Origin of the sequence: Terrabacter terrigena, from assembly GCF_042676085.1 — a bacterium.
GTDB classification, from domain to species: domain Bacteria; phylum Actinomycetota; class Actinomycetes; order Actinomycetales; family Dermatophilaceae; genus Terrabacter; species Terrabacter terrigena.
In genome coordinates this window covers 189,269-213,861 of record NZ_JBHTKH010000003.1, presented here as the reverse complement: position 1 = coordinate 213,861, position 24,593 = coordinate 189,269, and the positions used below count along the sequence as shown (strand labels likewise).

The window sequence follows — 24,593 nt, the reverse complement described above, 5'->3', positions numbered from 1 at the left end:
GACGCGATAGCCTTCGGCGCATGGCCGATCGCACCGAGTCCTCCATCGTCATCGACGCCCCTCCCGGCGAGGTGCTCGACGTCATCGCGGACTTCGAGGCCTACCCCGAGTGGGCAGGCGAGGTCAAGGACGTCTCGGTGCTCGCCGAGGAGGGCGACGGCTGGCCCGACCAGGTGCAGTTCACGCTCGACGCCGGCGCCATCAAGGACACCTACGTGCTCGACTACGAGTGGGACGTCGTCGAGGACGGCACCGGCGTCATCTCGTGGTCGCTCGTGTCGGCCCAGGTGCTCAAGGCGATGAACGGCTCCTACACGCTGGCCGGCGACGGCAGTGGCACCAAGGTCACCTACCGCCTCGCGGTCGATGTCAAGATCCCCATGATCGGGCTGCTCAAGCGCAAGGCGGAGAAGGTCATCGTCGACACCGCGCTCAAGGAGCTGAAGAAGCGCGTCGAGGCCTGAGCGACGGTGACGTCCCACGATGCGCCCGGGTCCGCGCCCCAACCGGGCACCGTCGCCGAGGAGGCGGCGCTGCTCCTCGACCTGCTTTCCGAGCGCGGCTGGGGAGGCTCGTCGCGTACGCCGTCGAGCGCGTCACGCGGCAGCAGCCACTCCGGGCCCGGCACGTCCGAGCCCGGCACGTCCGAGCCCGGCACCTCCGAGCCCGGCACCTCCCGGCACGAGCGTTCCACCGGCACAGGTCACGACCAGACCTCCCGGCAGGAGTGCACGTGCGGGGGCACACCTCCGGCGGCCTGCCGGGTCTGCCCCGTCTGCCAGCTGATCGCCTTCGTCCAGCAGGTCAACCCCGACACCATCGACCGCGTCGCCGACTTCGTCGGCTTCGCAGCCACGGCACTGCGCGACCTCGCGACGGCACAGCGCGAACGACGCCCCGAGACGGACGACGGCGACACCGGCACGACGCGAAGGGAGGGGCCCGCATGAGCAGGCGGCTCGCGATCGGCATCGACATCGGTGGCACGAAGGTGGCGGGCGGCATCGTCGACGAGACCGGTGTCATCACCCACCGCACCCGTCGCGACACCCCCCATCGCTCGACCTCGCCCTCGGTGGTCGAGAACACCATCGTCGAGTCCGTCGAGGAGCTGCTCGCTCGGGTGGACGGCGAGGACGTCGTGGCGGTCGGCATCGGCGCGGCGGGCTTCGTCGCCGAGGACCGTGCGACCGTCGTCTTCGCCCCGCACCTGTCGTGGCGCAACGAGCCGCTGCGTGCCTCCCTCGCCCAGCGCATCGCGCTGCCGATCACCGTCGACAACGACGCCAACGCCGCTGCGTGGGCCGAGGCCACCTTCGGCGCTGCCCGCGGCGAGTCGCACGTCGTGGTCATCACGCTCGGCACGGGTATCGGCGGCGCCCTCATCGTCGACGGGCACGTGCAGCGCGGCCGCCACGGCATCGCCGGCGAGTTCGGCCACATGCAGATCATGCCGGGGGGCGTGCGCTGCGAGTGCGGCAACCGTGGCTGCTGGGAGCAGTACGCCAGCGGCAACGCGCTCGTGCGCGAGGCCCGCGCCATGATCGAGGCGGGCTCGCCGGTCGTGGCCGACCTGCTGTCCAGGCTGGGCGGCGACGCGACGGCGCTCACCGGACCGTTCATCACCGAGGCCGCCCGCGACGGCGACCCGACCGCCCGCGAGCTGCTTGCCGACATCGGCCGCTGGCTGGGCATCGGCCTGGCCAACCTCGCGTCGGCCTTCGACCCCGGTCTGTTCGTCATCGGTGGCGGTGTCAGCGCTGCGGACGAGATGCTGATCGGCCCGGCCCGTGAGGCGTTCCGGCGCCAGCTGCCCGGCCGCGGATACCGCCCCGAGGCCCGGATCGTGCGCGCGGTGCTCGGCAGCGACGCGGGTCTCATCGGCGCGGCCGAGCTGGCTCGGGCGGGCCGCTGACGCGTGCCCGGTAACCGGCCGGAGCACGTGCTGCGGGTCATGAGCTACAACCTGCACGACCTGCGTGACGACCGCGCGGCCGCCGCGCGGGTGGTGAGGGCGGTCGCACCCGACGTCCTCTGTCTCCAGGAGGTGCCGCGCCGCCTCACCACCGAGGTGCGGCTGCCGCGTTTCGCCCGGGCGTGTGGAATGGCCTGGGGACGGGGCCGGGCGGGCACCGGGGGCACGGCCGTGCTCCTCGGCCCGCGCGTCGTCCTCGTCGGACGCAGCCGAGGCCGCCTTCCGGTGCGCTTTCCCGACCGCACCCGTGGGTATGCCGCAGCCTCCGTCGCGCTGCCCGGCACCGCCCGCGCCCGTGTCGTGACGGTCGTCAGCGTGCACCTCGGCCTGCGCGCCGACGAGCGGGTGCGGCACGCGACGACTTTGGTCCAGAGGTACGCATCGGGTGCACCGGGTTCGGCCGACCCGGTCGTCGTCGCGGGCGACCTCAACGAGGGCAGCCACGGTCGGGCGTTCGCCGTCCTGGCTGCACCGCTGCGCCTCGTGTCGGGTGACGTCGCCACCTTCCCGGCCCGCACCCCGACCGCGGCGCTCGACGTCGTCTTCGCGAGCCCCGACCTGGCGGCCACCGGGAGTGCGCCTGCGGAGGTCGACCCCGGCGACCTCGCCCGCGGTTCGGACCACCGGCCGGTCTGGGTCGACCTCGACCTCAGGGGTGCGGCCGCGGGGGAGGGGAGGGGCTAGACCCTCGTGCCGTCGTCGAAGGGGTCCCGCTCGGTGCCTCCCCGCAGCACGAGCAGGACGAAGCCGACGACGACCATGGCGAGTGCGGTCACGACCCACCACCCGCTGCCGTCGCGGTCGAAGAAGAGCACGTAGAGAAGAAGGAGCGGGCCGCCCACCAGGCCGCCGACGATGGCCCAGAACATCGGGTCGGTCTCGGCGGACGGCAGCTCGATCTCCGACGGCGGCACGAAGTGGTCGTCGTCGGGGTCGGACGCCTCGAGCAGGTCGTCGGCGTCGCCTCGCTGGGGGGCGCCACCGCGCCAGGCGTGGGAGGTCGTCGGGGCGATCGGCAGCTCCAGCAGCTCCGCGCCGCCGCTGGAGGGAGGGTTGGCGGGAGAGGTGGCGGGAGGCGTCGTGGGCTCGGCGGCGTCGGGGGTCTCGGACGTACTGTTCCCGGACGTACTGCTCTCGGAAGTGCCGGTCTCGGACGTGCCGGCCGGGGAAGTACTGCTCTCGGACCGCTCGGTCTCGGCGGCCGACGGGTCGAGCGCCACGCTCGACCCGGCCGCGTCGGCGCCGCCGGTCAGCGTGTCGGCCGGCTTGTCGCGGGCGGGGACGTCCGCGCCCGGAGCGTCGGGCGCGGGCGACGGCGCGCGTCGCTGTGGGTCGGGGGCCTCGTCGTCCCACCCGGCGATGATGCGCTCGAACTCGGCGTCGAGGTCGCGGTCAGCCACGACGGCTCCCGGCGACTGGTGTCGAGGGACGAACGAACGCCCGGTGGCGCGTCGGGACGACCGTCGCATGGGTCACGGAGGGGCTCCTCGGGCGAAGCGGCTGGACCTGTCGATCCTCGCATGCGCGGATGTGAGTGCGCGAGTGTCGTAGAGTTCGAGCCGTCACCGTTGGAAGGCGGACGCGGTTGTTCTACTGGTTCCTCAAGACGATCGTCATCGGGCCGATCATCAAGCTCCTCTTCCGTCCGTGGGTGGAAGGGGAGGACAACATCCCCGACGAGGGGGCCGCGATCTTCGCGAGCAACCACCTGTCCTTCTCCGACTCGATCTTCCTGCCCCTCGTCGTCTCGCGCCGGGTGACCTTCCTCGCCAAGAGCGACTACTTCACGGGCCGTGGCATCAAGGGCAGGCTCACGGCTGCCTTCTTCAAGGGTGTGGGTCAGCTCCCGGTCGACCGCTCGGGGGGCAAGGCCAGCAACGCCGCACTCAGCTCGGGCCTGAAGGTGCTGCGCCGCGGTGAGCTCCTCGGCATCTACCCCGAGGGCACCCGCTCCCCCGACGGCCGCCTCTACCGGGGACGCACCGGCGTGGCCCGCATGGCGCTCGAGGGCAAGGTGACCGTCATCCCGGTCGCCATGATCGGTACCGACAAGGCGCAGCCCACCGGCAAGGTGATCCCGCGCATCATGCGCGTCGGCGTGCGTGTCGGCAAGCCGCTCGACTTCTCGCGCTACGAGGGCATGGAGGACGACCGGTTCGTCCTGCGCTCGATCACCGACGAGATCATGTACGAGCTGATGCTGCTCTCGGGCCAGGAGTACGTCGACATGTACGCCACGTCGATGAAGGACCGCCTCGTCTCCGCGGCCCGCGCCAAGGCGCGAGAGCTGCAGGAGGCCGCTAAGCCCGGCAGCGCCGCCCCCGAGCTCGAGGAGGCGCTCGACGCGGCCGAGGGCAAGGCCCGTCCGGCCGTCGACGCCGGCGACGCACCGAAGGCCTCCGAGCCTGCCCTGGACGACGACGAGGGCGACGGTCCGGTCGTGGCCGCGTCCTGAGTCCATGAGCACCCCCCACGACGTCGGCTCGGACTCCGTCGAGCCGGCATCGGCGTTCGTCCCCGAGGCACCTGAGGCACCCGAGGCACCTGAACCCGCGATGGTGGGCGAGACCGAGCGACCGGCACCGGCCCTCGATGACGAGCACGTGCTCGTGCGCGGGCTGTGGCGAGGGGTCGACGTGTTCCGATGGCTCGCCCTGGCGTACGCGACGTGGGCGGTGTGGGAGCGGCACGCCCAGGTCGCCCACCTCGTCGGCGCCGTCGCCATCCTCGCGGCGCTCACCGCCTGGACGGTCGTGCAGACGCTTCGCCCGATGCGCACCGTCCGCGCCTACGCGACAGAGCTCGTCATCGGCTGCGGCGCGATCCTCGCCACCCGCCTCGTCGACCACCCGGCCGTCATCACCGGAGGCGCCAAGACCATCCCGTCGATCTGGCCGACCGCCGCGGTCGTCGGGTTCGCCGTCCTGCGCGGCTGGCGTGGCGGGCTCGCCGCCGCGTCGCTGGTGGCGGCGACCTCGTTCGTCGAGGTCGTCCACCCCACGGCCAACACGGTCTCCAACTCGATCTTCGGGCTGCTGCTGGGCGGCTGCATCGGCTACTGCGTCGACCTGGCGCGGGCAAGCCACGAGGCCCTGGCCGAGGCCATGCGGCTCGACGCCGCGCGCAACGAGCGCGACCGCCTGGCGCGCACCGTCCACGACGGGGTGCTGCAGACACTGGCGTTCATCAACCGCCGCGCCGCCGACCTCGGCGGCGAGGCCGCGCGGCTCGGGGCGATGGCAGGTGAGCAGGAGCGCATCCTGCGAACGCTCGTCAGCCAGAGCGACCTCGCCGAGGTGGGGCGGGCCGTCAGTGGCGACGCCGACCTCCGGGTGCTCCTGCGGCACGTCGAGGTCACGGGTGTCCAGCTCGTCTCGCCCGCCGACGCGGTGCTGCTGCCGCGCCGGGTGGCCGACGAGGTCGTGGCCGCGGTCGAGGCAGCTCTCGACAACGTCCGTCAGCACGCCGGCCAGCACGCCCGCGCCTGGGTGCTGCTCGACGACGACGGCAAGGATGTCGCCGTGACGATCCGTGACTCCGGAAAGGGCGTCGCGGCCGGCCGGCTCGACGAGGCGGTGGGCCAGGGTCGGCTCGGCGTCTCGTCCAGCATCCGCGGACGCCTCGCCGACCTCGGGGGCACCGCGACCATCACCTCTGGGCCCTCCGGCGGGACGACCGTCGAGCTGCGCATCCCCAACCAGCGGACGAACCGACGTCCCATCCGTCACCATGGTGACGAACCGGACACCCCGCTCCGACGACGAACACCGTGACCCATCAGGAGGACGCCATGCCCCAGGACGGCAGCACGCCGCCCGAACACATCAGCGTCGTCGTCGCCGACGACCACCCCATGTGGCGCGACGCCGTCGCCCGCGACCTCGCCGCCGCGGGCTTCGAGGTGCTCGCCACGGCCGACGACGGGCGCTCGGCCGTCGCGCGCACGCGGGCCACCGTGCCCGACGTGCTCGTTCTCGACCTGAACCTTCCGGGGCTGTCCGGCGCCGAGGTCTGCGCCGCCCTCGCGGAGGCGCGTGTGCCCAGCCGCATCCTGATCCTCTCGGCGAGCGGCGACCACCAGGACGTCCTCGACGCCGTCAAGGCCGGTGCCCTCGGCTACCTGGTCAAGTCGGCCGGTCGTGAGGAGTTCCTCGCCGCGGTGCGGGCGACCGCTGCGGGCGAGCCGGTGTTCACCGCCGGCCTGGCTGGTCTCGTTCTCGGCGAGTTCAGGCGCGTCAAGGCAGCCGGCGGCGGCACGCCGGAGCGACCCGTCCCCGAGCTGACCGACCGGGAGACCGAGATCCTCAAGTACGTCGCGACCGGCATGGGCTACAAGGAGATCGCCGCGACGCTGTTCCTGTCGCACCGCACCGTCCAGAACCACGTGCAGAACATCTTCGGCAAGCTCCAGATGCACAACCGGGTCGAGCTGGCTCGCTTCGCCATGGAGCGTGGACTCGACCTCGCCGATCCCACATCGCCCGCCTGACGGCATACGCCCCGGGCCCCGTGAGGTTTCGGGATGCGGACCCGTGCGGGCGGCGTGCGTGACGACGTCTACGCTTGCGGAGTGAACATGAGGACCGTCACCGCCGATGTCGGTCTCGAGCCCGTTGACGGGTCCGAGGCCCTCGCCGCCCTCACGGCCGCGGCCACCGAGCTCGAGGCCCAGCAGCAGCCTGCCTGGCCCGACACCGCCGCGCTGTCCGAGGTGATCGAGACGCTCGCCTCGTATCCTCCGCTCGTCTTCGCCGGCGAGTGCGACATCCTGACCGACCGCATGGCCAAGGCCGCGGTCGGTGAGGCGTTCGTGCTGCAGGGCGGCGACTGCGCCGAGACCTTCGCGTCCGCGACGGCCGACAACATCCGCGACCGCATCAAGACGATCCTGCAGATGGCCGCCGTCCTGACCTACGGCGCATCGGTGCCGGTCATCAAGATCGGCCGCATGGCCGGGCAGTACGCCAAGCCTCGCAGCTCCACCGTCGAGACCCGCGAGGGGGTGACCCTGCCGGCGTTCCGCGGCGACATGGTCAACGACTTCGCCTTCCACGAGACGGCGCGCATCCCCGACCCGCAGCGACTCGTGCGGGCCTACCACGCGAGCTCGGCCACGCTGAACCTCGTGCGCGCCTTCACCACGGGCGGTTTCGCCGACCTGCGCCACGTCCACGACTGGAACCGCGGCTTCGTCGCCAACTCCGCCAACGCGCGCTACGAGAAGCTCGCCAAGGACATCGACAAGGCGATGCGCTTCATGGCGGCCTGCGGCGCCGACTTCGACGCCATGCGCACGGTCGAGTTCTTCGCCGCCCACGAGGCGCTGCTGCTCGACTACGAGCGTCCGCTGACCCGCATCGACTCCCGGTCGGGCCGCCTGTACGACACGTCGGGCCACTTCGTCTGGGTCGGCGAGCGCACCCGCCAGCTCGACGGCGCGCACGTCGACTTCGTGTCGCGCATCAGCAACCCGATCGGCGTCAAGCTCGGGCCCAAGGCCGACATCGACGAGGTGCTTCGCCTCATCGACAAGGTCGACCCCAACCGCACCCCGGGGCGCCTGACCTTCATCACCCGCATGGGGGCCGGCACCATCCGCGACGCGCTGCCCGCGATCGTCGACAAGGTCACCGGCTCCGGCGCCACCGTGACGTGGATCTGCGACCCCATGCACGGCAACACCTTCGAGAGCTCGACCGGCTACAAGACGCGCGACTTCGAGGACATCGTCGAGGAGGTGCGCGGCTTCTTCGAGGTGCACCAGTCGCTCGGCACGATCCCCGGCGGCATCCACGTCGAGCTCACCGGCAACGACGTGACCGAGTGCCTCGGCGGAGCCGAGAAGATCATCGACTCCGACCTCGAGAAGCGCTACGAGTCGGTGTGCGACCCGCGCCTGAACCACCAGCAGTCGCTCGAGCTCGCCTTCGTCGTCGCCGAGATGCTCAGCCAGGCCTGAGCGTGACGGCCGCGACGACGAACCCGAGCCCGTTCAAGGCCGACCTCCTCAGTGACACGCTGACCAGGCCGAGCGATGCCATGCGGGCCGCGATGGCCAGAGCGGAGGTCGGCGACGACGTCTTCGGTGAGGACCCGACGCTGCGGGCCCTCGAGGAGCGCGTGGCCGACCTGCTGGGTCACGAGGCGGCGCTGTTCACGCCGTCGGGCTCGATGGCCAACCAGCTCGGTGTGCGCCTGCACGTCAGGCAGGGGGAGGAGCTGATCGGCGACTCCCTGGCCCACGTGGTCCGGGCCGAGCTCGGTGCCGCTGCGGTCCTGTCGGGCATCTCGTCGCGCACGTGGGTCTCCGAGAGGGGCCGCTTCCGGGCCGACGACGCGGCCGCGCTCATGATCACCGGCGCGGGCCCCTACCAGGTGTGCACCGCCCTCGTGATCGTCGAGAACACCCACAACTTCGGCGGCGGCACGGTCCAGTCACTCGACGAGATCCGACGGGCGCGCACGGTCACGCGCGAGCGCGGTGTGGCGATGCACCTGGACGGCGCGCGGCTCTTCAACGCGCACGTCGCCTCGGGTGTCTCGGTCGGCGACTACGGCCGCGAGTTCGACACCGTCTCGGTCTGTCTCAGCAAGGGCCTCGGTGCGCCCGTGGGCAGTGTGCTCGCCGGCTCGGCCGACGCCATGGCCGAGTCGCGCATCTGGCGCAAGCGCTTCGGAGGCGGCATGCGCCAGGCCGGCATCCTCGCGGCCGCGGGCCTGTTCGCCCTCGAGCACAACGTCGAACGTCTTGCCGACGACCATGCCCGCGCCCGCCGTGCGGCCGAGGCGATGGCCGAGGTCGCGCCCGGGTCGGTCGACCTCGCGACCGTCGAGACGAACATCGTCATCGTCGATGTCGCGGCTGCCGGGTGGACCTCCGCGGCCTTCGTCGAGGCAGCCCTGGCCGCCGGCGTGCGCACGTATGCCGTCGGGCCGGGTGCCGTGCGGCTCGTCTGGCACCTCGACGTCGACGACGCCGGCACCGACGTCGCGATCGACGTCCTCACCGCCCTGCTGCGGTCGGCTCCCACCGCCTGATCCCGGTCGACCCCGCTGCACCGAACGCCGTCTTCGGTGGCGCGTTCGCCACAGAACTCGGCGTTCGGACCCGTGGGTGTGCTGGCCGCGCCGGCCGAGCTGGCCCGAGGGTCAGACCTCGTGGTGGAGGGCCTCGGCGGGCAGCTCGCCCGGCCGCCGGCGCGCGAGGAGCTCGACGGCATACATGGCGGTGAGCACGAGCGCGCCGCCGGCCAGCATGCGCAACGTCGCCGTCTCGTCGCCGAGGGTGACGGCGAACAAGGCCGCGAACACCGGTTCGAGGGTCATGACGATCGCTGCGCGGGTGGCGGGCATGTGCGCCTGGGCCCAGGTCTGGACCCACAGCGCGAGGATGCTCGCGAAGACGACCATGTAGAGCACCGAGGCCCACTGGCCGGGTGACGCCGGCAGCACGATGCCGCCGGGCGCGGCGCCCACCACGCAGAGCAGCGCGATGACGACCATCTGGACGACCGAGAGCCCTGTCGCGATCTCCGACGCGCTGTACCGGCCGAGCCCGATGATGTGCAGCGCGTAGAGGGCGGCGGCGAGCAGGGTGATGGCCTCCCCGACCCCGACGGAGAAGCCGTTGAGCGACAGCAGGGCCAGGCCGGCTGTCGCGAGAACGACTGCAGCCCAAGTGGATCCGGCGACGCGTTCGCGCAGCAGCACCGCCGTGAAGACCGGTGTGAGCACGACGTACGTGCCGGTGATGAAGCCCGACACGGAGGCAGGCGTGGTCGCGAGCCCCTGCGTCTGGAAGATCTGCGCCAGGCCGTAGAGAGCGCCGAGGCCGACCCCGACGAGGACCTGTCGACGCGTCAGGGCGCGCAACGGACGCCAGAAGACGACGACCATGATGACCGCCGAGAGGCTGAAGCGGACGGCGAGGAAGTCGACCGGCGGCACGCTCTCGACCAGGTCGCGGATGAGGAAGAACGTCGAGCCCCACACCGCCGTGAGGGCGACGAGGAGCAGCGTGGCGAGGCGCCTGCGCGCCGCAGGGGTCATCGGCGGCGTCAGACGATCGTGAGCGTGATCGTGCTGCCCTTGGGCACGGGAGTGCCCGCAGGGACGTCCTGCGCGCGGACCTTCTTCTCGAAGAGGTCGCCGAACGGGTACTGCTTCTGCACCTTGAACCCGAGGTCGGTCAGTGTCTTCTCGGCGACGGTGTCCTGCTGGTCGACGACGTCGGGCACCGGCACCATGACCGGGCCCTTGGAGACGACGACGGTGACGGTGTCGCCCCGGTGCAGCGTGCCCCTCGCGGGGTTCTGCGAGACGACCTGCCCGGCCGGGACGGTGTCGCTGTTGACGTCCTCTGCGCGAGCGACGGCCAGGCCGGCCCTGGTGATCGCTGCCGACGCGGCGTCGAAGCCGGCACCCGTCACGGTCGGCACCTTGATCGGCTCGCGTCCCCGGGACACGACGACGGCCACCTCGGCATTGCGCCTGACCGACGCCCCCGCAGCCGGGTCCTGGGAGATGACGACACCCTCGGGCACGGTCTCGCTCCAGGCCTCGCGGGTGTCGCCGAGCCGCAGGTTCACGGGCGTGAGGGCCGGGCCCGCATCGGCGACCCTGGTGCCGACGAGCTGGGGGACCGCGTAGCGCTCCTTGCCCTTGGACACGACGACGCGAACGACGGACTGCTTGCCGAGCTCGCTGCCCGGGGCGGGGTCGACGCGCAGCACCACGCCCTTCGCCCTGGTCTCGGAGAACTGCTCGGTGGTGTCCATGCGCAGTGACGCCTGCTCCATGGCGGTCTCGGCACTGCTGACCTGCTGCCCGACCACGCCCGGGACGAGCGTCGACCCACCGGGGCCGGCCGTGAACCACCACGCGCCGGACCCGACGCCGGCGACGAGGAGGATGACCGCCGTCCACAGCAGCCACCTGCGGCGGCGCGGCGGGCGTCGGTCGACCGGCATCGCGGCCGTGTGCTCGAGACCGGGCGGGTCGTCGTGCACCGGCAGGCCGGCCAGGCCGCCGGCGGCTGCCCGGCGGACGTCGTTGGGCCTGGTGCGGCTGCGTTCGGCAGCACCCGACGTCGCGGGCAGTCGGCTGGTGGTCGACAGGGCGGGCAGCACAGAGGTGGCGGGGTCAGCGGCACCCGACCCGGTGGCGGCACCGCGCCGGTCGAGCTCGCCGGCGGACAGCCCACGTCGCACCGACCTGACGGCAGCGACGAACGAGGCGGACGACTCGAATCGGTCGTCGGGCTCGACGGCGGTGGCCCGGGCCACGAGGGCGTCGAGGTCGGCAGGGACGGTCGGCACGACCGACGAGGGGGAGGGGATGGACCCGTGCACGTGGTTGTAGGCGATCTGGATGGGCGTGGTGCCGGTCACCGCCTTGCGCCCCGTGAGCATCTCGAAGAGCAGCAGCCCCGCGGCGTACACGTCGCTGCGGGGGTCGGCGATGCCGCTCTCGACCTGCTCGGGGGAGAGGTAGGAGACGGTGCCGAGCAGCACGCCCGTCTGGCTCGTGGCCGTCTGGTTGTTGATGGCCCGGGCGAGACCGAAGTCGGCAACCTTGACCTCGCCGTCGCGCCTGACGATGACGTTCTCGGGCTTGACGTCGCGGTGGATCATTCCCGCAGCGTGGGCGGCCCGGAGCGCGAGCAGGATCGGCTCGAGGATCGCGAGCGCCTCGCGCCCCGTGAGGGGTGCCTCCTCGTGGATGACGTCGCGCAGCGTCTTGCCCTCGACGAGCTCCATTGCGAGGAACACCTCGCCGTCGTCCTGGCCCTGGTCGAAGACGGCCACGACGTTGGGGTGGCTCAGGCGGGCCGCTGAACGGGCCTCGGCCCGGAACCGCTCGACGAACACCTCGTCGGCCGCCAGCCCGGGGCGCATGATCTTCAGTGCGACCTCGCGGTCGAGTCGTGCGTCCAGCGCCACGTAGACAGAGGCCATGCCCCCGTCTGCGAGGTGGGAGAGGATGCGGTACCTGCCGTCGATCACCCGACCGACGAGGGCGTCCGCCACGCTGGACGTCACGCACCAGAGTTTACGGGCAGATCGGGCTCATCCCGTGCAGGCCAGCCGTGGAGGGGTCTCGCGGCGCGGGCGCACCGCCCGCCGCGGAGGCGTGCCGAGGACACCGCGAGACCACCCGCCGGCGCTCCGCGCTCACGCGGAGCGGCACCCCGTCAGAGGCGGTCGTAGATGGCCAGGACGCTGGCCACGTAGCGCTTGGTGTCGTCGTAGAGGCCCTTGGTGCGGACCGAGTAGAGGCCCTGGTAGTAGCCCGCAATGGCCTGCTCACGCGAGTCGGCGCTGGCCTGCAGCGACCGGATGATGAGCACGCCCGAGGTGATGTTGTCGCGGGCGTCGAAACGGTCGAGCCGGCGGCCGGCCAGCTCCGAGGCCCAGGTCTGCGACATCGGCATGATCTGCATGACCCCGACGGCGTTCGTGTACGAGACGGCCCGCTGGTGCCAACCGGACTCGAGCCACCCTATCGCGAGCGCGAGCTTGGGGTCGACCCCGTGGCGCCTGGCCGTGGCCCGGATGATCGCGGCGGTCTCGGTGCGGCTGGGCACCTTCGCGCCGGCCAGCCTCGCCTTGCTGGCGGCGACGGCCTTCGCGGTCTTGGCCGACACGGAGTACCCGGACGGCGCGGCCGGCTTCGGCGTGCGCGTGGCGCGTGCGGGAGCAGGAGCGCCACCGGGGACGACGATCTTCTGGCCGACGAGGATGAGGGCGCTGCTGCGCACCTTGTTCGCGGCGAGCAGCTTGGTCATCGAGACGGAGTACTTCTTCGCGATGTCGCTCAGCGTGTCCCCGGCGCGCACGACGTGGACCGCGTCGCGCGCCGACGGCCTGGCGGGAGTCGCTGCACGGGTGTGCGCCGCGGTGCTCGACCGCGTCGCCCCGGCTGTGGAGTCCCGTCCGGGGACGAGCAGCTTCTGCCCGGGGTGGATGAGCGAGCCACCGAGCGCCAGCCGGTTCTTCTGGGCGAGGGCACGCACGGTCGTGTGGTTGGCGATGGCGAGGTGCCAGAGCGTGTCGCCCGGCCGGACCGTGACGGTCTTCCAGGGCGTGGCGGCCACGGGGGCCACGACCGCGTGGGCGGGCACGGCGAGCGCGGCGACGTCGGCGAGGGGCATGGGGTGGGAGTCCTTTCCTGGAGCCCGATGCTGCGGAGACGTGGAGGGGCGTTCGGAAGGGTGCGGCGCATCAAGCGATGTGAGCAGTGGAGGCCGGTGTTGCAACTGTGAAATTTGGGGCGCCTGTGACGATAGCGCACATTTGAGCGCTAAACTAAAAGTACATCGGTGTAATTCACGCTCGACGCGGGCACGTGAAGACCTTTCGGAGACACACCCCGACGCGCAGGCGCGAGGTGTCCGACCGTGCCGAGAACGGTGGCAGACTCGTGCCCGTGAGTGACACAGCCGCGCAGCCCGACGAGAGCACCCCGGACACCATGGACCTCGAGACGTTGGTCGGGGAGTGGCTGACCGTGCCCGACGCCGCCGAACGCCTCGGGGTGCCGCTGTCACGCGTGCGGCAGATGGTGGCCGACCGCGAGGTGATCGCAACCCGCATCGGTGAGCGTAAGGTCACGGCGATCCCCGCCAAGTTCGTCGACGAGAACGGTCCCCGGCCGGAGCTGCGGGGCACGTTCACCGTGCTCGCCGACGGAGGCATGGACGACGCGGAGATCATCGAGTGGCTCTTCACGCCCGACCCGACCCTGCCGGTCGAGGGCGCGCCCATCGACGCCCTGCGCGCAGGCCACAAGACCGAGGTCCGGCGGCGCGCCCAGGAGCTCGCCTTCTAGCGGCCCGGGACGGTTCGGCCCACCTGCTGCGTCAGGAGTGGCGGGCCGTCGAGACCGCGACCAGTGCCTCGAGCACGTCCAGGGCGGACGAGTCGTAGTGGCCGGTCTCCCGAGCTTGTTCGACCGCCTTGCGGGCGTCGTCGGCCAGCGCGGTGATCAGGCCCTCGACCCGGTCGACGGCGCCGGTGCCGACGAGCACCTGACGGATCGCCTCGACCCCGGCGAACTCGAGGTCGTCTCGGCCGAGCAGCGCCTCCACGGTGGCCCGGTCGGTGGGTGACGCCGCGTCGAGGGCGTACGCCACGAGCACCGTGCGCTTGCCCTCGCGCAGGTCGTCGCCGGCGGGCTTGCCCGTCGCCTCGGGGTCGCCGAAGACTCCCAGCAGGTCGTCGCGCAGCTGGAAGGCCTCACCGAGCGCCAGTCCGTAGTCGGAGAGCGGGGCGAGGGACTCCTTCGGGGCGCCCCCGACGAGCGCACCGATGAGCAGCGGGTGCTCGATGGTGTACTTCGCGCTCTTGAAGCGGATCACCTTGCGGGCCGAGGCGACCCGGGCCTCGAGGTCGAGGCCGTCCCACCCGCGGGCCGACTCGAGCAGGTCGAGGAACTGGCCGCCCATGAGCTGGGTGCGCATGAGGTCGAAGAGGCGGCGTCCGCGGGCGAGCTCGTCACCGGGGAGCCCGCACGTGGCGTAGAGCTCGTCGCACCACGTGAGGCAGAGGTCGCCGGCGAGGATCGCGGTGCCCTCACCGAAGCGGTCGGCGTCGCCGGCCCAGTCACGCGCATGGTGCAGGGCGGCCACGGCCCGGTGGGCGGACGGCATACCGCGTCTGGTGTCGCTGCGGTCCATGACGTCGTCGTGGAGCAGGGCGGCGCCCTGGAAGAACTCCATGCTCGCGGCCAGGCGGACGAGCGCGTCGGAGTCGCCGCCGCCGGCGGCGCGGTAGCCCCAGTAGAGGAACCCGGCGCGAAGCCCCTTGCCCCCGGAGAGCAGCCCGGACACCGCGGAGAGGAGGGGTTCCGTCTCGGCACCGATCGCGGCGAGCGACTGCGTGGCCCCGGCGATCTGTTCGTCGATCGCCTGCTGGACCCGACGGCGCAGCACGTCGAGGTCGGTGGGGGTCTGCACGAGGTCCTCCATCGAGTCGCGGGAATCGTCGTCAGCCTACGCGGCGCGCCGGTCGCCGCGTGAACAGCCCACGCACCGCGGGCACGCTCGGCCTAAGGTGTGCGGCATGGCACACGGCACGGCATCCTCGATGGCGCGGGCGGAACGGTTCACCAGGTCCATCCCGGCGATGATCGAGGCCGACACCCCGACCTTCAGCTTCGAGTTCTTCCCGCCCAAGGACGACGCGGCCGAGGCGCAGCTCTGGGACGCGATCCGCCGGCTCGAGAAGGTCTCACCCAGCTTCGTGTCGATCACCTACGGCGCGGGCGGCGGCACGCGTGACCGCACGGTGCGCCTCACCCAGCGAGTGCTCGAGGCCACCTCGCTGACACCGATGGCGCACCTGACGTGCGTGGGCCACTCCGTCACGGAGCTGCGCGGCATCGTCGGGTCGTATGCCGCCGCGGGAGTCCGCAACATCCTGGCCCTGCGCGGTGACCCGCAGGGCGGCCTGGGCCGGCCGTGGGTGGCCCACCCCGAAGGTCTCGACCACGCCGACCAGCTCGTGGCGCTCGTGAAGGGCCTGGGTGACTTCACCGTGGGGGTCGCGGCGTTCCCCGACGGCCACCCCGAGTCGCGCAGCGTCGAGGAGGACGCCGAGACGCTGATCCGCAAGGAGCGGGCCGGCGCACAGTTCGCCATCACCCAGATGGTGTTCGACGTCGACAACTACCTGCGCCTGCGAGACGAGCTGGCCCGTCGCGGGTCCCGGATGCCCGTGGTGCCGGCGATCATGCCGATCACCAACGCACGGCAGGTCGTGCGCATGGCCCAGCTCGCGGGCCAGCCCATGCCCACCGCCGTCACCGACCGGCTCGACCGGCACGGCGACGACGCAGCCGGGGTGCGGGCCGAGGGCATGGCCATCGCGACCGAGTCGTCGAAGCGGCTGCTCGACGAGGGCGCTCCCGGCATCCACTTCATCACCATGAACCGCTCGTCGGCGACGCTCGAGGTCTTCGGCAACCTCTGAGGCCGCCCACGACGGGACGGCCGACCCCGGGGGTCGACCGTCCGCGGTCTCGAGCTGCTCAGGTGGTGCTGGACGGCGTCGCCGAGCCGTTGGGGGAGGTCGGCGTCGAGCCGCCGCCCGTCTGGCCCTGCGGGCCGTCACCGTCGTGGTCGCCGCCGCGGCCGCCGCCCTGGCCGCCCTCCTGGACGGCGGTCACCGCGAACGAGGCGTCGATCTGCACGATGACGTGCGTCCCGTCGGCGCGCACCATGTGCGCCTCGTAGACGCCGTCGGAGTCGGTCTCGACACGCTCGATCGTCGCGGTCGGCTCCTTGGCCCTGGCCGCGGCCGTCACCCTGTCGGCCGTGTCACCGGTGAGCAGCGCCTCGTCGGAGCGCATCGGCTTGCCCGGGTCGGTGTTGCCGTTGCCGTTCGCGCGGTCACCCGGGGCGCCGCCCGTCCCCTCGCCGAGCTGGCCGTACACGGCACCGTTCGCGGCCACGCTGCTCGTACCGGTGGTCTCGTCGGCACTCGCGAGGGCGGCCCCGCCGAGCGCGAGCGCCGACGCGGCCACGATGCCGGCGCCGGCCAGTGCGATGGTCTTGTTCTTCATGCGTTCCACTCCTTCGATGGGGCTGGCCTCGTGCCAGCTGGATCCACCGTCGGAGAAGGTCCTGTGCCAAGGCCCTCGCGGTCGTGGGGGCGCCCTGTGAGCTCGTGCGTCTTGCTGTGAGCCATCCAGCGAGGTGTCCCCGGTCGCCCTGACCCGGCGGTCAGGTCTCCTGGTCGAAGGGTCGTTCGGGGCCGCGCTCGGCCGGTGGCACCGGGGGAGCGCCGGACGAGCGGTCGCGGCCGAGGCCCCGCCCGTGTCGGCGCCCGGGTTCGGGACGCGGCCCGCCGGCTCCGGCCGACGGTGCGGCGATGCCCATCCGCTCTCCCCAGGCGTCGTAGCGCCGCTTGTAACGCCTGATGCGGGCCGCGAGCTTGTAGACGAGGAACGCGCCGAGGGCCAGGAGGAGCAAGGCGATCGCCGCGGCCCACCACGGGTGCGCGATCGCGAGTGCCATGACCCCCGTGACCGTGACGTCCTCGGTGGTGCTGACGACGACGTTGCTCGCCGGTTCGGGGGAGGTGTTGACAGCGGCTCGAAGGCCGGCCTTGATGCCGTGCGAGATCAGCGCCGTGACGCCTCCGGTGGCGGCACCGATCGCCGCGTCGAGCCCGGCCGTCTCGTGGCCGATGAGGTAGCCGATGGTCGCGCCGACGGCCGGCCTGACGACCGTGTGCACGGAGTCCCAGACGGAGTCGACGTAGGGGATCTTGTCGGCGAGCATCTCGACGGCGAAGAGGATGCCGGCGGCGATGAGGACGTCGGTGCGGGCCAGGGCGTCGGGGACCTGGCTGAAGCCCCAGATCTTGTCGGCCAGCCCGAGGACGAGCACGACGGCATACGCGTTGACCCCGCTGCCCCACCCGGTGGTGAAGGCCATGGGGATGAGCTCGGCGCCCACGGCGCTCCTTCGGTCGTGCGCCGGTCGCAGGTACGCCGGTGCATCCAGTGCCCGGACCGGTCGGCCGAGCTCAGGTCCAACGTCACCGACGCTCCCGTATTCCCTCGCGGCGTGCAACGGGACGCGCTGGCGGGAGGGTGGCCGGCCGCGGGCAGCGGAACGGGTCCGATCCGTGAGCGGACAGGACCCCTGCGCCTCTCCGTTCGCGGACCGGACCCGCGGCCCCAAGCCTGCCGGGGCGCGGACGGGCGAACCTGAGCACGGTTACTCAGGTTCGCCCGTTTCGTGCACGTGTGCCGGGTGGCCGGCTGCGGGGTCAGCTCTCCTGCGGGTCGTGGGTGAGGAGCCACGACTGGAGCCCCGCGAGGTCGTCGGTGTTGTAGACGTCGACACCGGCCGCGAGCTCCTCGGCCCAGACCGTGTCACGGGTGTCGCCGGTGGCGTCCGGCGTGGCCCAGAAGCGGATCTGGAAACCTTCCGCGTGGGCTCGGTTCACGTACGAGCGGAGCAGGGCACGGTGGGCGTCGGTGAACGGTCCGCCCGTGTAGCCGACGGCCGACCAGTTGTTGCTGACGAGTGGCATGAGCGTGGGGGAGATGCCCTTGCCCAGGTCGGTGAGGCGGCCGTCGTAGAAGGACCGGCGCGTCGTGGCCGCCTGCATGGCCGGCAGGTCGCGGTTGCCCGAGACGACCGCGGTGACGGCTCGTTGCTGCACGCGACCCTGGCGGTAGACGGTCATCAGCTCGGGGTACGCCGCCAGCTGGCGCTCGATGACCGGCCAGGTGGCGGGGCCGTCGGACTTGACGTCGATGAGCAGGCGCAGCTCGCCGGCCCAGCCGGGGTAGACCGACCCGCCGTTGGCGCGGAACCGCTTCACGAGCGGGTCCAGGTAGTGGCTCCGGAGGGTCCGGGTCAGGTCCGGGCCGTCGTGGCCGAGGTAGAGCTCGCCGTCGACGAGCCAGACGTCGGCCTCGACCGAGGTGAAGCCGTGGTCGAGGGCGTCGGTGAGCGGCCGTGCGTGCTCGTAGTCGTTGTGGGCGTGGGCCCGTTCCAGGGGCTGGGCGGTGGCACGGTCCGGGTTGCCGGTGGCACGGTACGGGTTGCCGGTGGCCTCGAGGGCCGTCGCCGTGGCGGTGCCACCTCCCGTGACGAGGAGGGTCGTGGTGAGGACGATGAGGACGCGTCTGAGTCTCATGCCCTCCACCCTGTTGGTCCGGTTCTGCCCGTCGGCCACGTCGGGGTGAACGGCAGGCGACGGTTGTGGACCGGGCGTCCTGGCCGTTCTTGACACGGTGTCGGCGCCGGGGGTTACGCTCTTCACATCGAACAAGTGTTCGAACTTTGTTGGTTTCGTCAGTCAGTCGTCGGTTGGTTGTCGGGCCGCCCGTGTGGGGCGCGGGTGGTCCGGGTCGTGATGTCCGGCCCGACGTGTCCGAGGGAGACGTGTCGTGGTGCGTAGGTTCAGTGACTCCGTCCAGGTGAGGGTTCGGAGAAGAGAGCAGGAGCGGGAGAAGGGCCGGGAGGAAGAGGCGCCCGGGTCCCCCGCGGGGCAGGCGCCGGAGGCGTTCATCTGGCGCGGTCGCCTCTACGTCGTGCGCGGCGTCCTCGCCCAGTGGCGCGAGCGGCGCGCCTGGTGGCGCGACGCGCTCGAGGCCGACGAGGCGCAGGTGCGCCCCGGCGAGACGCTGGTCGCAGCAGCGGCCGAGCAGCACGTCTGGCGGGTCGAGGCGAGCCCGGGTTGGTCCTTCGCGCCCGGGGTCTACGACCTCGCCCACGACGAGTCCCCGAGGGGCGACCAGTGGTCGCTCGTCCGGGTCTCCGACTGAGACCGACATGAGACGAGAGAGGAGAGCAACCACCATGACAGCCGCCCACGACCTGCGACGTCCACCCATCTCGGCCGCCGTGCTCGACCTGCTCGAGCGGGGCCGCGCGACCCTCGAGTCCGCGTGCCGCACGAGCGATGCGTCCGAGCGCTACCGCGACTCCCACCTCGGCGCCCTGCGGGCTGCGGCGGCCCTCGTCGCCGCTCGCACCGTGCCGTCGCCCCGTTCCCGGCCGCGCAGCGTCTGGCAGGTGCTGCCCGGCGTGGCCCCCGAGCTGGGGGAGTGGGCCGCCTTCTTCTCCGCGTGCTCGGCCCACCGGTCGGTCATCGACCGAGGCGGTCACATCAGTGCCCGCGAGGCCGACGACCTGCTGCGTCAGGCCGAGATGTTCCTCGAGATCGTCCAGGACCTCCTCGGGGTCCCGGCGACCATGCCGTTGCCGCAGTCGATCACCCCCGTCTCGGCCACCCCCGTCCCGAGGAGCCGGGCGAACAGCGCGTGAGCAGCATGACCACCACTACCGCTTCCAGCACCACCGGCACCGCAACCGGCACCGCAACCGGCACCGCACCCGGCACCGCACCGTCGCCGGTGGAGGGCATCGGCCCGGCGCGCCGCCGTTCCACGGCAGGTCACGGTGAGAGCTTCGTGCACCTGCACGTCGCGTCCGGCTACTCCATGCGCTACGGCACGGCCAAGCCGCACCAGCTCGTCGAGCGAGCCGCGGCCTTCGGGCAGCCGGCCCTCGCGCTGACCGACCGCGACGGGCTCTACGGCGCGGTGAAGTTCGTGCGCTCCTGCATGGAGCACGACGTCGCGCCGGTCCTCGGTGTCGACCTCGCCCTCGGGCTTGAGCACCCCGAGCGACAGCGTCGACCCGTGCGCACCCCGGTCCGCGGTGGGGCACTCGTCGACCCCCGCCTGCCACGCGTCACGGTGCTGGCCCGTGGCAGCGCCACCGGCCTCGCACCGGGGCAGGGCTGGGCCGCCCTCTGCCGGCTCGTCACGGCGACCCACCTGCGTGGAGAGCGCGGCAACCCGGTCACCACCGCGGGCCTCGTGGCCGAGCACGCGCGTCCGGTGGCCGGCGGCCCCTCCCGGCTCGTCGTGCTCCTGGGGCCCGACTCCGACGTCGGCCGCGAGGTGCTCGCCAAGCGACGCGACCGGGCCAGGGCGGCGCTGGAACGCTGGGTCGCGCTGCTGCCACGCGATGCCGTCGTCGTCGAGGTCGTCTGCCACGGCGGGCCCGAGCACCAGCCCGGCAGCCTCGGCCAGGCCGGGCGGATGCTCGCCCTCGCCCGCGAGGTCGGTGTGCCGAGCGTCATCACCGCGGCGGTGCGCCACGCCGACCCGCAGGATGCCGCCATCGTCGACGTCCTCGACGCCGCACGCCGGCTCGTCGCCCTCGATGCGCGCCACCTCGACCGCGTCACCACGGCGGGGCACCTGTCCCCGACGCCGCTCATGCACGCCCTCGCCCTCGACGTCGTGCAGGTCTCGGGGCCCGGGCTCGTCGGCGGCGGCTCGCTCGCCCGCGAGCAGGCGCGCGAGCTGCTCGCCCGCACCACGGCGCTCGCCACCGAGTGCATCCAGGACCCCCGTTCCGACCTCGGCATCGGCTCGGTCCACCTGCCCGAGCCCGGCGTGCTCGGCATCCGCCCCGGCACCAACCCGCACCACGTCCTCGCCCGCCGGTGCCGCGAGTCCATCGCGACCCGCTACCCCGGCCGCTCAGAGAGCGAGCTCCGTGCCGTCAGCGACCGGCTCGAGGACGAGCTCGGCGTCATCGAGACGCTCGGCTACGCGACCTACTTCCTCACCGTCGCGCAGGTCTGCGACCTCATCCGCGAGATGGGGGTGCGGGTCGCGGCCCGCGGCTCCGGGGCCGGGTCCCTCGTCAACTACCTCCTCGGCATCTCCGGCGTCGACCCCATGCGTCACGGCCTGCTCATGGAGCGGTTCTGCTCACCGCTGCGAGCCGAGCTGCCCGACATCGACATCGACGTCGAGTCGGCCCGGCGCACCGAGATCTACGAGCGCATCCTCGACCACTTCGGTGGCGAGCGGGTCACCTGTGTCTCGATGATGGATACCTACCGGGTGCGTCACGCGATCCGCGACGCCGGCGCCGCGCTGGGACTGCCCCCGCCCGAGGTCGACGCGATGGCCAAGGCGTTCCCGCACATCGCCGCCCGCAACGTGCGCAACGCCCTGGCCGAGCTGCCCGAGCTGCGGGCGAGCGGGCTCGACGTGCCGCGCCTGCAGCTGATGTTCGACATCGTCGAGCGTCTCGACGGGCTGCCCCGGCACATCGCGCTGCACCCCTGCGGGGTCGTGCTCTCCGACTCGGTCCTGCTCGACCGCACGCCCGTCGAGGCGAGCTGGCTCGGCTTCCCGATGAGCCAGTTCGACAAGGACGACGTCGAGGAGATGGGCCTGCTCAAGCTCGACGTCCTCGGTATCCGCATGCAGTCGGCGATGGCTCACGCGATCGACGAGGTCGAGCGCGTCGACGGCACGGCCATCGACCTCGACGACGAGCGCCAGGTGCCCTTCGACGACGAGCCGACCTTCGAGCTCGTCCGCTCGACCAAGACCCTGGGCTGCTTCCAGATCGAGAGCCCCGGCCAGCGCGAGCTCATCGGCAAGTTCGGGCCGCAGACCTTCGACGACCTCATCATCGACATCTCGCTCTTCCGGCCGGGGCCGGTCAAGAGCGACATGATCATCCCGTTCCTCAACGCACGGCAGGGCTGGAAGGACCCCTCCTTCCTCCACCCGACGCTCGTCCCCGCGCTCGAGGAGACCGAGGGCGTCGTCGTCTTCCACGAGCAGGTCCTCATGATCGTCGCCGAGACGACCGGCGTGACCCTCGCGCAGGCCGACGAGGTGCGCCGCACGCTCGGCACCCCGGAGGGCCAGCGGCAGATCGAGCACTGGTGGCGTCCGGCGGCCCTGGCCCGCGGCTACACGCCAGAGGTCGCCGACAAGATCTGGGAGGTCCTCAAGGCCTTCGCGTCGTTCGGGTTCTGCAAGGCGCACGCCGCCGCCTTCGCGCTGCCGACCTACCAGTCGGCCTGGCTCAAGGCGCACCACCCGGCCGCCTTCCTCGCCGGGGTGCTGACCCACGACCCCGGCATGTACCCCAAACGGCTCATCCTCGACGACGCCCGCACCTTCGGCATCGCGATCCTCGGGCTCGACGTCAACGTCTCGACCGGCAGCTACCGCTTCGAGCGCACCGACGACGGCGGTGAGGCGATCCGGCTCTCTCTCGCCGACGTCCACGGCATCAGCGAGGCCGAGGTGGCCCAGATCGTCGCAGGCCAGCCCTACTCCAGCCTCTCCGACTTCTGGCAGCGTGCCCACGTGTCGCGACCTGTCGCCGAGAAGCTCGTGCTCGCAGGCGGTTTCGACTCGCTGCACGACATCGACCTCGGCAGCCCGCCCCGGCGCGACGAGAGCGGTCCGGAGGTGATGGGGCACTCCCGCAGCGGGCTCGGCCGGCGAGGACGGGTCACCCGGCGAGACCTGCTGCTCCACGTCGCCGAGCTCGACCGCTGGTCGGCCTCGCAGCGTTCGTCGCGGGCGAGGGTCTCGGCGGCGAGCCGTTCCCGGTCGTCACGGGGGAGGGTCACGTCCGTCTCGGCCACCGGTGACATCCGGGCCCTGGCCGCCGCCCAGTCGCAGGCCTCCGCGGGGGCGCCCGAGCACGTCGCCACCCAGCTGACGCTCGACCTCGGTGACACCCCCCGCCTCACCGCGACGAGCGGGCTGCCCGAGATGACCGGCCCCGAGCGGGTCCGTGCCGAGCTCGAGGTGCTCGGCCTCGACGCGAGCGGGCACGTCGTCGACTTCTACGGCCCGATGCTCGACGCGCTCGGCGTCACCCGGGCGCGAGACCTGCTCTCGGGTCGCAGCGGCCGCGAGGTGTGGGTCGCCGGGGTCAAGGTCGCCACGCAGACCCCGCCCATCCGCACCGGTCGCCGCGTCGTCTTCCTCACCCTCGACGATGCCACCGGCCCCGCCGACCTCACCTTCTTCGAGGACGTCCAGGGCCCGTATGCCACCACCGTCTTCCACTCGTGGCTGCTCCTCTGCCGTGGGCTCGTCCGGCGCACCGGCCCCAAGGGCGTCTCGATCCGGGCCACCGGCGCGTGGGAGCTCTCGGGCCTGCAGGACGCCTGGACCGCCGGTGGCATCACCGCGGTGCGCGACGCGCTCGACGCCGCCGACCGGGCCGCCTGGGAGCGGGCCGGCGCCCTGGCCGGTCGCGACGGTGCGCCAGCCGGCGTGGGAGAGGGACCCCACGGCCGTCGGGTGCTCGTCCACGCGTCGGGGTTCAAGCAGTCGCCGTACGCCGACATCAAGCCGGCCGGCGCCGACGTCAGGGGAGCCCGCGGCACCAGCGGTCTCGTCCCGGCCGACACGGTCGGAGGCCCACCGCGCAAACTGTGGCACGCGAGTCCGGGAAGCTCGGGGCACTAGGGTGAGCATGCACACGAACCCCACGCGCCTCGGCGCGAACCACGCTCCCCGACGGAGGATCCCGTGCCCGACGACCAGCCCCGCCAGCGACGCGGAGCGGCCCGACCGTCGGCTGTCGTCTCCGCCGTGGGCCGCATCGCCGACGAGTGCGGGACCCGACTCGGCCGCCCGCTCGAGGTGCTCGACCTCGGTGGCGGCACCGGCGGCGTCGCCGTCCCGCTCGCTGAGGCCGGTCACCGGGTCACCGTCGTCGATCCCAGCCCCGACGCGCTCGCCTCACTCGCCCGCCGGGCCCGTGAGGCCGGCATCGTCGACCGGGTCATCGGCGTGCAGGGCGACGGCGACTCCCTCGACGGCATCCTCGCCGGTCGGCACGTCGACCTCGCCTGCTGTCACGGCACGCTCGAGTTCGTCGACGACCCCGCGGCCACGCTCCGCGCCATCGCACAGGCCCTCGGTCAGGGTGGCGTGCTCTCGCTCCTGGTCTCCGGACGACTGGCCGTCGTCTTCGCCAAGGCCATCGCGGGCGAGTTCGCCCAGGCGCGCGCAGCGCTCGTCGACCCGTCCGGCCGCTGGGGCAGCACCGACCCGCTCCCGCGCCGATTCGACGTCGAGCAGCTCGAGACCCTGCTCGCCGACGCCGGCTTCACCGACGTGGTGGTGCGCGGCACCAACATCCTCGGCCACCTCGTGCCGGCCTCGCTCATCGACTCCGAGGCCGACCGCGCCGCCCTGGCCGAGCTCGACGACCTGCTCGTCTCCGGCCCGGGCCGCGAGTTCCTCCGGACCCTCGGCAATGCCCTGCACGTCGTCGCCCGCCGCGACTGACCCGGCGAGCGCGCCC

General features: G+C 72.5%; 23 protein-coding genes. 15 read left to right on the top strand and 8 right to left on the bottom strand.

Annotated elements, in window-relative coordinates; translation table 11 throughout:
• The first annotated feature begins 20 nt into the window (after window positions 1-20).
• From ACFQ2V_RS06925 to ACFQ2V_RS06910, 4 genes are read left to right on the top strand one after another with little or no spacing between them, the layout of a single operon-like run.
• Window positions 21-464 carry an SRPBCC family protein gene (locus ACFQ2V_RS06925; protein ID WP_386051925.1) on the top strand — a complete coding sequence of 148 codons (444 nt, stop codon included), beginning with the start codon at window positions 21-23 and terminating at the stop codon, window positions 462-464.
• Between the two features lie 6 nt (window positions 465-470).
• Window positions 471-950, top strand: a complete 480-nt coding sequence (locus tag ACFQ2V_RS06920; RefSeq protein WP_386051924.1) for a hypothetical protein — start codon at window positions 471-473, stop codon at window positions 948-950.
• Window positions 947-1,915: an ROK family glucokinase gene (locus ACFQ2V_RS06915; protein ID WP_386051923.1), complete on the top strand. Its 969-nt coding sequence runs from the start codon at window positions 947-949 to the stop codon at window positions 1,913-1,915. The genes ACFQ2V_RS06920 and ACFQ2V_RS06915 overlap by 4 nt, the downstream gene beginning before the upstream one ends.
• Window positions 1,916-1,954: 39 nt before the next feature.
• The gene (locus ACFQ2V_RS06910; RefSeq protein ID WP_386051922.1) at window positions 1,955-2,659 is read left to right on the top strand and encodes an endonuclease/exonuclease/phosphatase family protein; all 705 of its coding nucleotides are present in this window, start codon (window positions 1,955-1,957) and stop codon (window positions 2,657-2,659) included.
• Here the strand turns inward: ACFQ2V_RS06910 and ACFQ2V_RS06905 are convergent.
• Window positions 2,656-3,375 (bottom strand): hypothetical protein, encoded by a 720-nt coding sequence (locus ACFQ2V_RS06905; RefSeq protein ID WP_386051921.1) that lies wholly within the window; start codon window positions 3,373-3,375, stop codon window positions 2,656-2,658. The two genes, ACFQ2V_RS06910 and ACFQ2V_RS06905, sit on opposite strands and share 4 nt — an antisense overlap.
• Window positions 3,376-3,560: 185 nt before the next feature.
• On the opposite strand from ACFQ2V_RS06905, the gene ACFQ2V_RS06900 reads away from it, so the two are divergent.
• The 5 genes from ACFQ2V_RS06900 to ACFQ2V_RS06880 all read left to right on the top strand — a co-directional run bounded on the left by ACFQ2V_RS06900 (window position 3,561) and on the right by ACFQ2V_RS06880 (window position 9,013).
• Window positions 3,561-4,430, top strand: coding sequence for a lysophospholipid acyltransferase family protein (locus ACFQ2V_RS06900; RefSeq protein ID WP_386051920.1), 870 nt, complete (start codon window positions 3,561-3,563; stop codon window positions 4,428-4,430).
• Window positions 4,431-4,434: 4 nt separating this feature from the next.
• Window positions 4,435-5,748: a MacS family sensor histidine kinase gene (macS, locus tag ACFQ2V_RS06895; protein WP_386051919.1), complete on the top strand. Its 1,314-nt coding sequence runs from the start codon at window positions 4,435-4,437 to the stop codon at window positions 5,746-5,748.
• A gap of 17 nt (window positions 5,749-5,765) precedes the next feature.
• Complete coding sequence (locus ACFQ2V_RS06890) at window positions 5,766-6,464, top strand: response regulator (RefSeq protein ID WP_386051918.1); 699 nt, start codon at window positions 5,766-5,768, stop codon at window positions 6,462-6,464.
• A gap of 87 nt (window positions 6,465-6,551) precedes the next feature.
• The gene (locus tag ACFQ2V_RS06885; RefSeq protein ID WP_386052051.1) at window positions 6,552-7,934 is read left to right on the top strand and encodes a class II 3-deoxy-7-phosphoheptulonate synthase; all 1,383 of its coding nucleotides are present in this window, start codon (window positions 6,552-6,554) and stop codon (window positions 7,932-7,934) included.
• A gap of 2 nt (window positions 7,935-7,936) precedes the next feature.
• Window positions 7,937-9,013, top strand: a complete 1,077-nt coding sequence (locus tag ACFQ2V_RS06880; protein WP_386051917.1) for a threonine aldolase family protein — start codon at window positions 7,937-7,939, stop codon at window positions 9,011-9,013.
• A 111-nt stretch (window positions 9,014-9,124) separates the two neighbouring features.
• On the opposite strand, the gene ACFQ2V_RS06875 is transcribed toward ACFQ2V_RS06880, so the two are convergent.
• The 3 genes from ACFQ2V_RS06875 to ACFQ2V_RS06865 form a co-directional block, all read right to left on the bottom strand.
• Window positions 9,125-10,024 carry a DMT family transporter gene (locus ACFQ2V_RS06875; RefSeq protein ID WP_386051916.1) on the bottom strand — a complete coding sequence of 300 codons (900 nt, stop codon included), beginning with the start codon at window positions 10,022-10,024 and terminating at the stop codon, window positions 9,125-9,127.
• A gap of 8 nt (window positions 10,025-10,032) precedes the next feature.
• Complete coding sequence (gene pknB / locus ACFQ2V_RS06870) at window positions 10,033-12,015, bottom strand: Stk1 family PASTA domain-containing Ser/Thr kinase (protein WP_386051915.1); 1,983 nt, start codon at window positions 12,013-12,015, stop codon at window positions 10,033-10,035.
• Window positions 12,016-12,167: 152 nt separating this feature from the next.
• Window positions 12,168-13,127 carry a lytic transglycosylase domain-containing protein gene (locus tag ACFQ2V_RS06865; RefSeq protein WP_386051914.1) on the bottom strand — a complete coding sequence of 320 codons (960 nt, stop codon included), beginning with the start codon at window positions 13,125-13,127 and terminating at the stop codon, window positions 12,168-12,170.
• A 320-nt stretch (window positions 13,128-13,447) separates the two neighbouring features.
• Here ACFQ2V_RS06865 and ACFQ2V_RS06860 point away from each other — a divergent pair, with 320 nt between their 5' ends.
• Window positions 13,448-13,804, top strand: a complete 357-nt coding sequence (locus ACFQ2V_RS06860; RefSeq protein ID WP_386052050.1) for an Rv2175c family DNA-binding protein — start codon at window positions 13,448-13,450, stop codon at window positions 13,802-13,804.
• A gap of 31 nt (window positions 13,805-13,835) precedes the next feature.
• Here the strand turns inward: ACFQ2V_RS06860 and ACFQ2V_RS06855 are convergent, their stop codons facing one another.
• Complete coding sequence (locus ACFQ2V_RS06855) at window positions 13,836-14,930, bottom strand: polyprenyl synthetase family protein (RefSeq protein ID WP_386051913.1); 1,095 nt, start codon at window positions 14,928-14,930, stop codon at window positions 13,836-13,838.
• A 106-nt stretch (window positions 14,931-15,036) separates the two neighbouring features.
• Between ACFQ2V_RS06855 and ACFQ2V_RS06850 the strand changes: the two genes are divergently transcribed.
• On the top strand, window positions 15,037-15,945 hold the full coding sequence (locus tag ACFQ2V_RS06850) for a methylenetetrahydrofolate reductase (protein WP_386051912.1): 909 nt from the start codon (window positions 15,037-15,039) through the stop codon (window positions 15,943-15,945).
• 58 nt (window positions 15,946-16,003) lie between these two features.
• Here ACFQ2V_RS06850 and ACFQ2V_RS06845 read toward each other — a convergent pair whose 3' ends face one another.
• The 3 genes from ACFQ2V_RS06845 to ACFQ2V_RS06835 form a co-directional block, all read right to left on the bottom strand.
• Window positions 16,004-16,537: a hypothetical protein gene (locus ACFQ2V_RS06845; RefSeq protein WP_386051911.1), complete on the bottom strand. Its 534-nt coding sequence runs from the start codon at window positions 16,535-16,537 to the stop codon at window positions 16,004-16,006.
• A 160-nt stretch (window positions 16,538-16,697) separates the two neighbouring features.
• The gene (locus ACFQ2V_RS06840; RefSeq protein ID WP_386051910.1) at window positions 16,698-17,435 is read right to left on the bottom strand and encodes a DUF4126 domain-containing protein; all 738 of its coding nucleotides are present in this window, start codon (window positions 17,433-17,435) and stop codon (window positions 16,698-16,700) included.
• A 316-nt stretch (window positions 17,436-17,751) separates the two neighbouring features.
• A complete protein-coding gene (locus tag ACFQ2V_RS06835; RefSeq protein ID WP_386051909.1) occupies window positions 17,752-18,630 on the bottom strand; it encodes a phosphatidylinositol-specific phospholipase C/glycerophosphodiester phosphodiesterase family protein in 879 nt (292 codons plus the stop codon).
• 253 nt (window positions 18,631-18,883) lie between these two features.
• Here ACFQ2V_RS06835 and ACFQ2V_RS06830 point away from each other — a divergent pair, with 253 nt between their 5' ends.
• From ACFQ2V_RS06830 to ACFQ2V_RS06815, 4 genes are all read left to right on the top strand, one after another.
• Window positions 18,884-19,261: a DUF6504 family protein gene (locus tag ACFQ2V_RS06830; RefSeq protein WP_386051908.1), complete on the top strand. Its 378-nt coding sequence runs from the start codon at window positions 18,884-18,886 to the stop codon at window positions 19,259-19,261.
• A 34-nt stretch (window positions 19,262-19,295) separates the two neighbouring features.
• The gene (locus ACFQ2V_RS06825; protein ID WP_386051907.1) at window positions 19,296-19,763 is read left to right on the top strand and encodes an SAV_6107 family HEPN domain-containing protein; all 468 of its coding nucleotides are present in this window, start codon (window positions 19,296-19,298) and stop codon (window positions 19,761-19,763) included.
• 5 nt (window positions 19,764-19,768) lie between these two features.
• Window positions 19,769-23,749 (top strand): DNA polymerase III subunit alpha, encoded by a 3,981-nt coding sequence (locus ACFQ2V_RS06820; protein ID WP_386051906.1) that lies wholly within the window; start codon window positions 19,769-19,771, stop codon window positions 23,747-23,749.
• A gap of 63 nt (window positions 23,750-23,812) precedes the next feature.
• A complete protein-coding gene (locus ACFQ2V_RS06815) occupies window positions 23,813-24,577 on the top strand; it encodes a class I SAM-dependent methyltransferase (RefSeq protein ID WP_386051905.1) in 765 nt (254 codons plus the stop codon).
• Window positions 24,578-24,593: the final 16 nt, after the last annotated feature.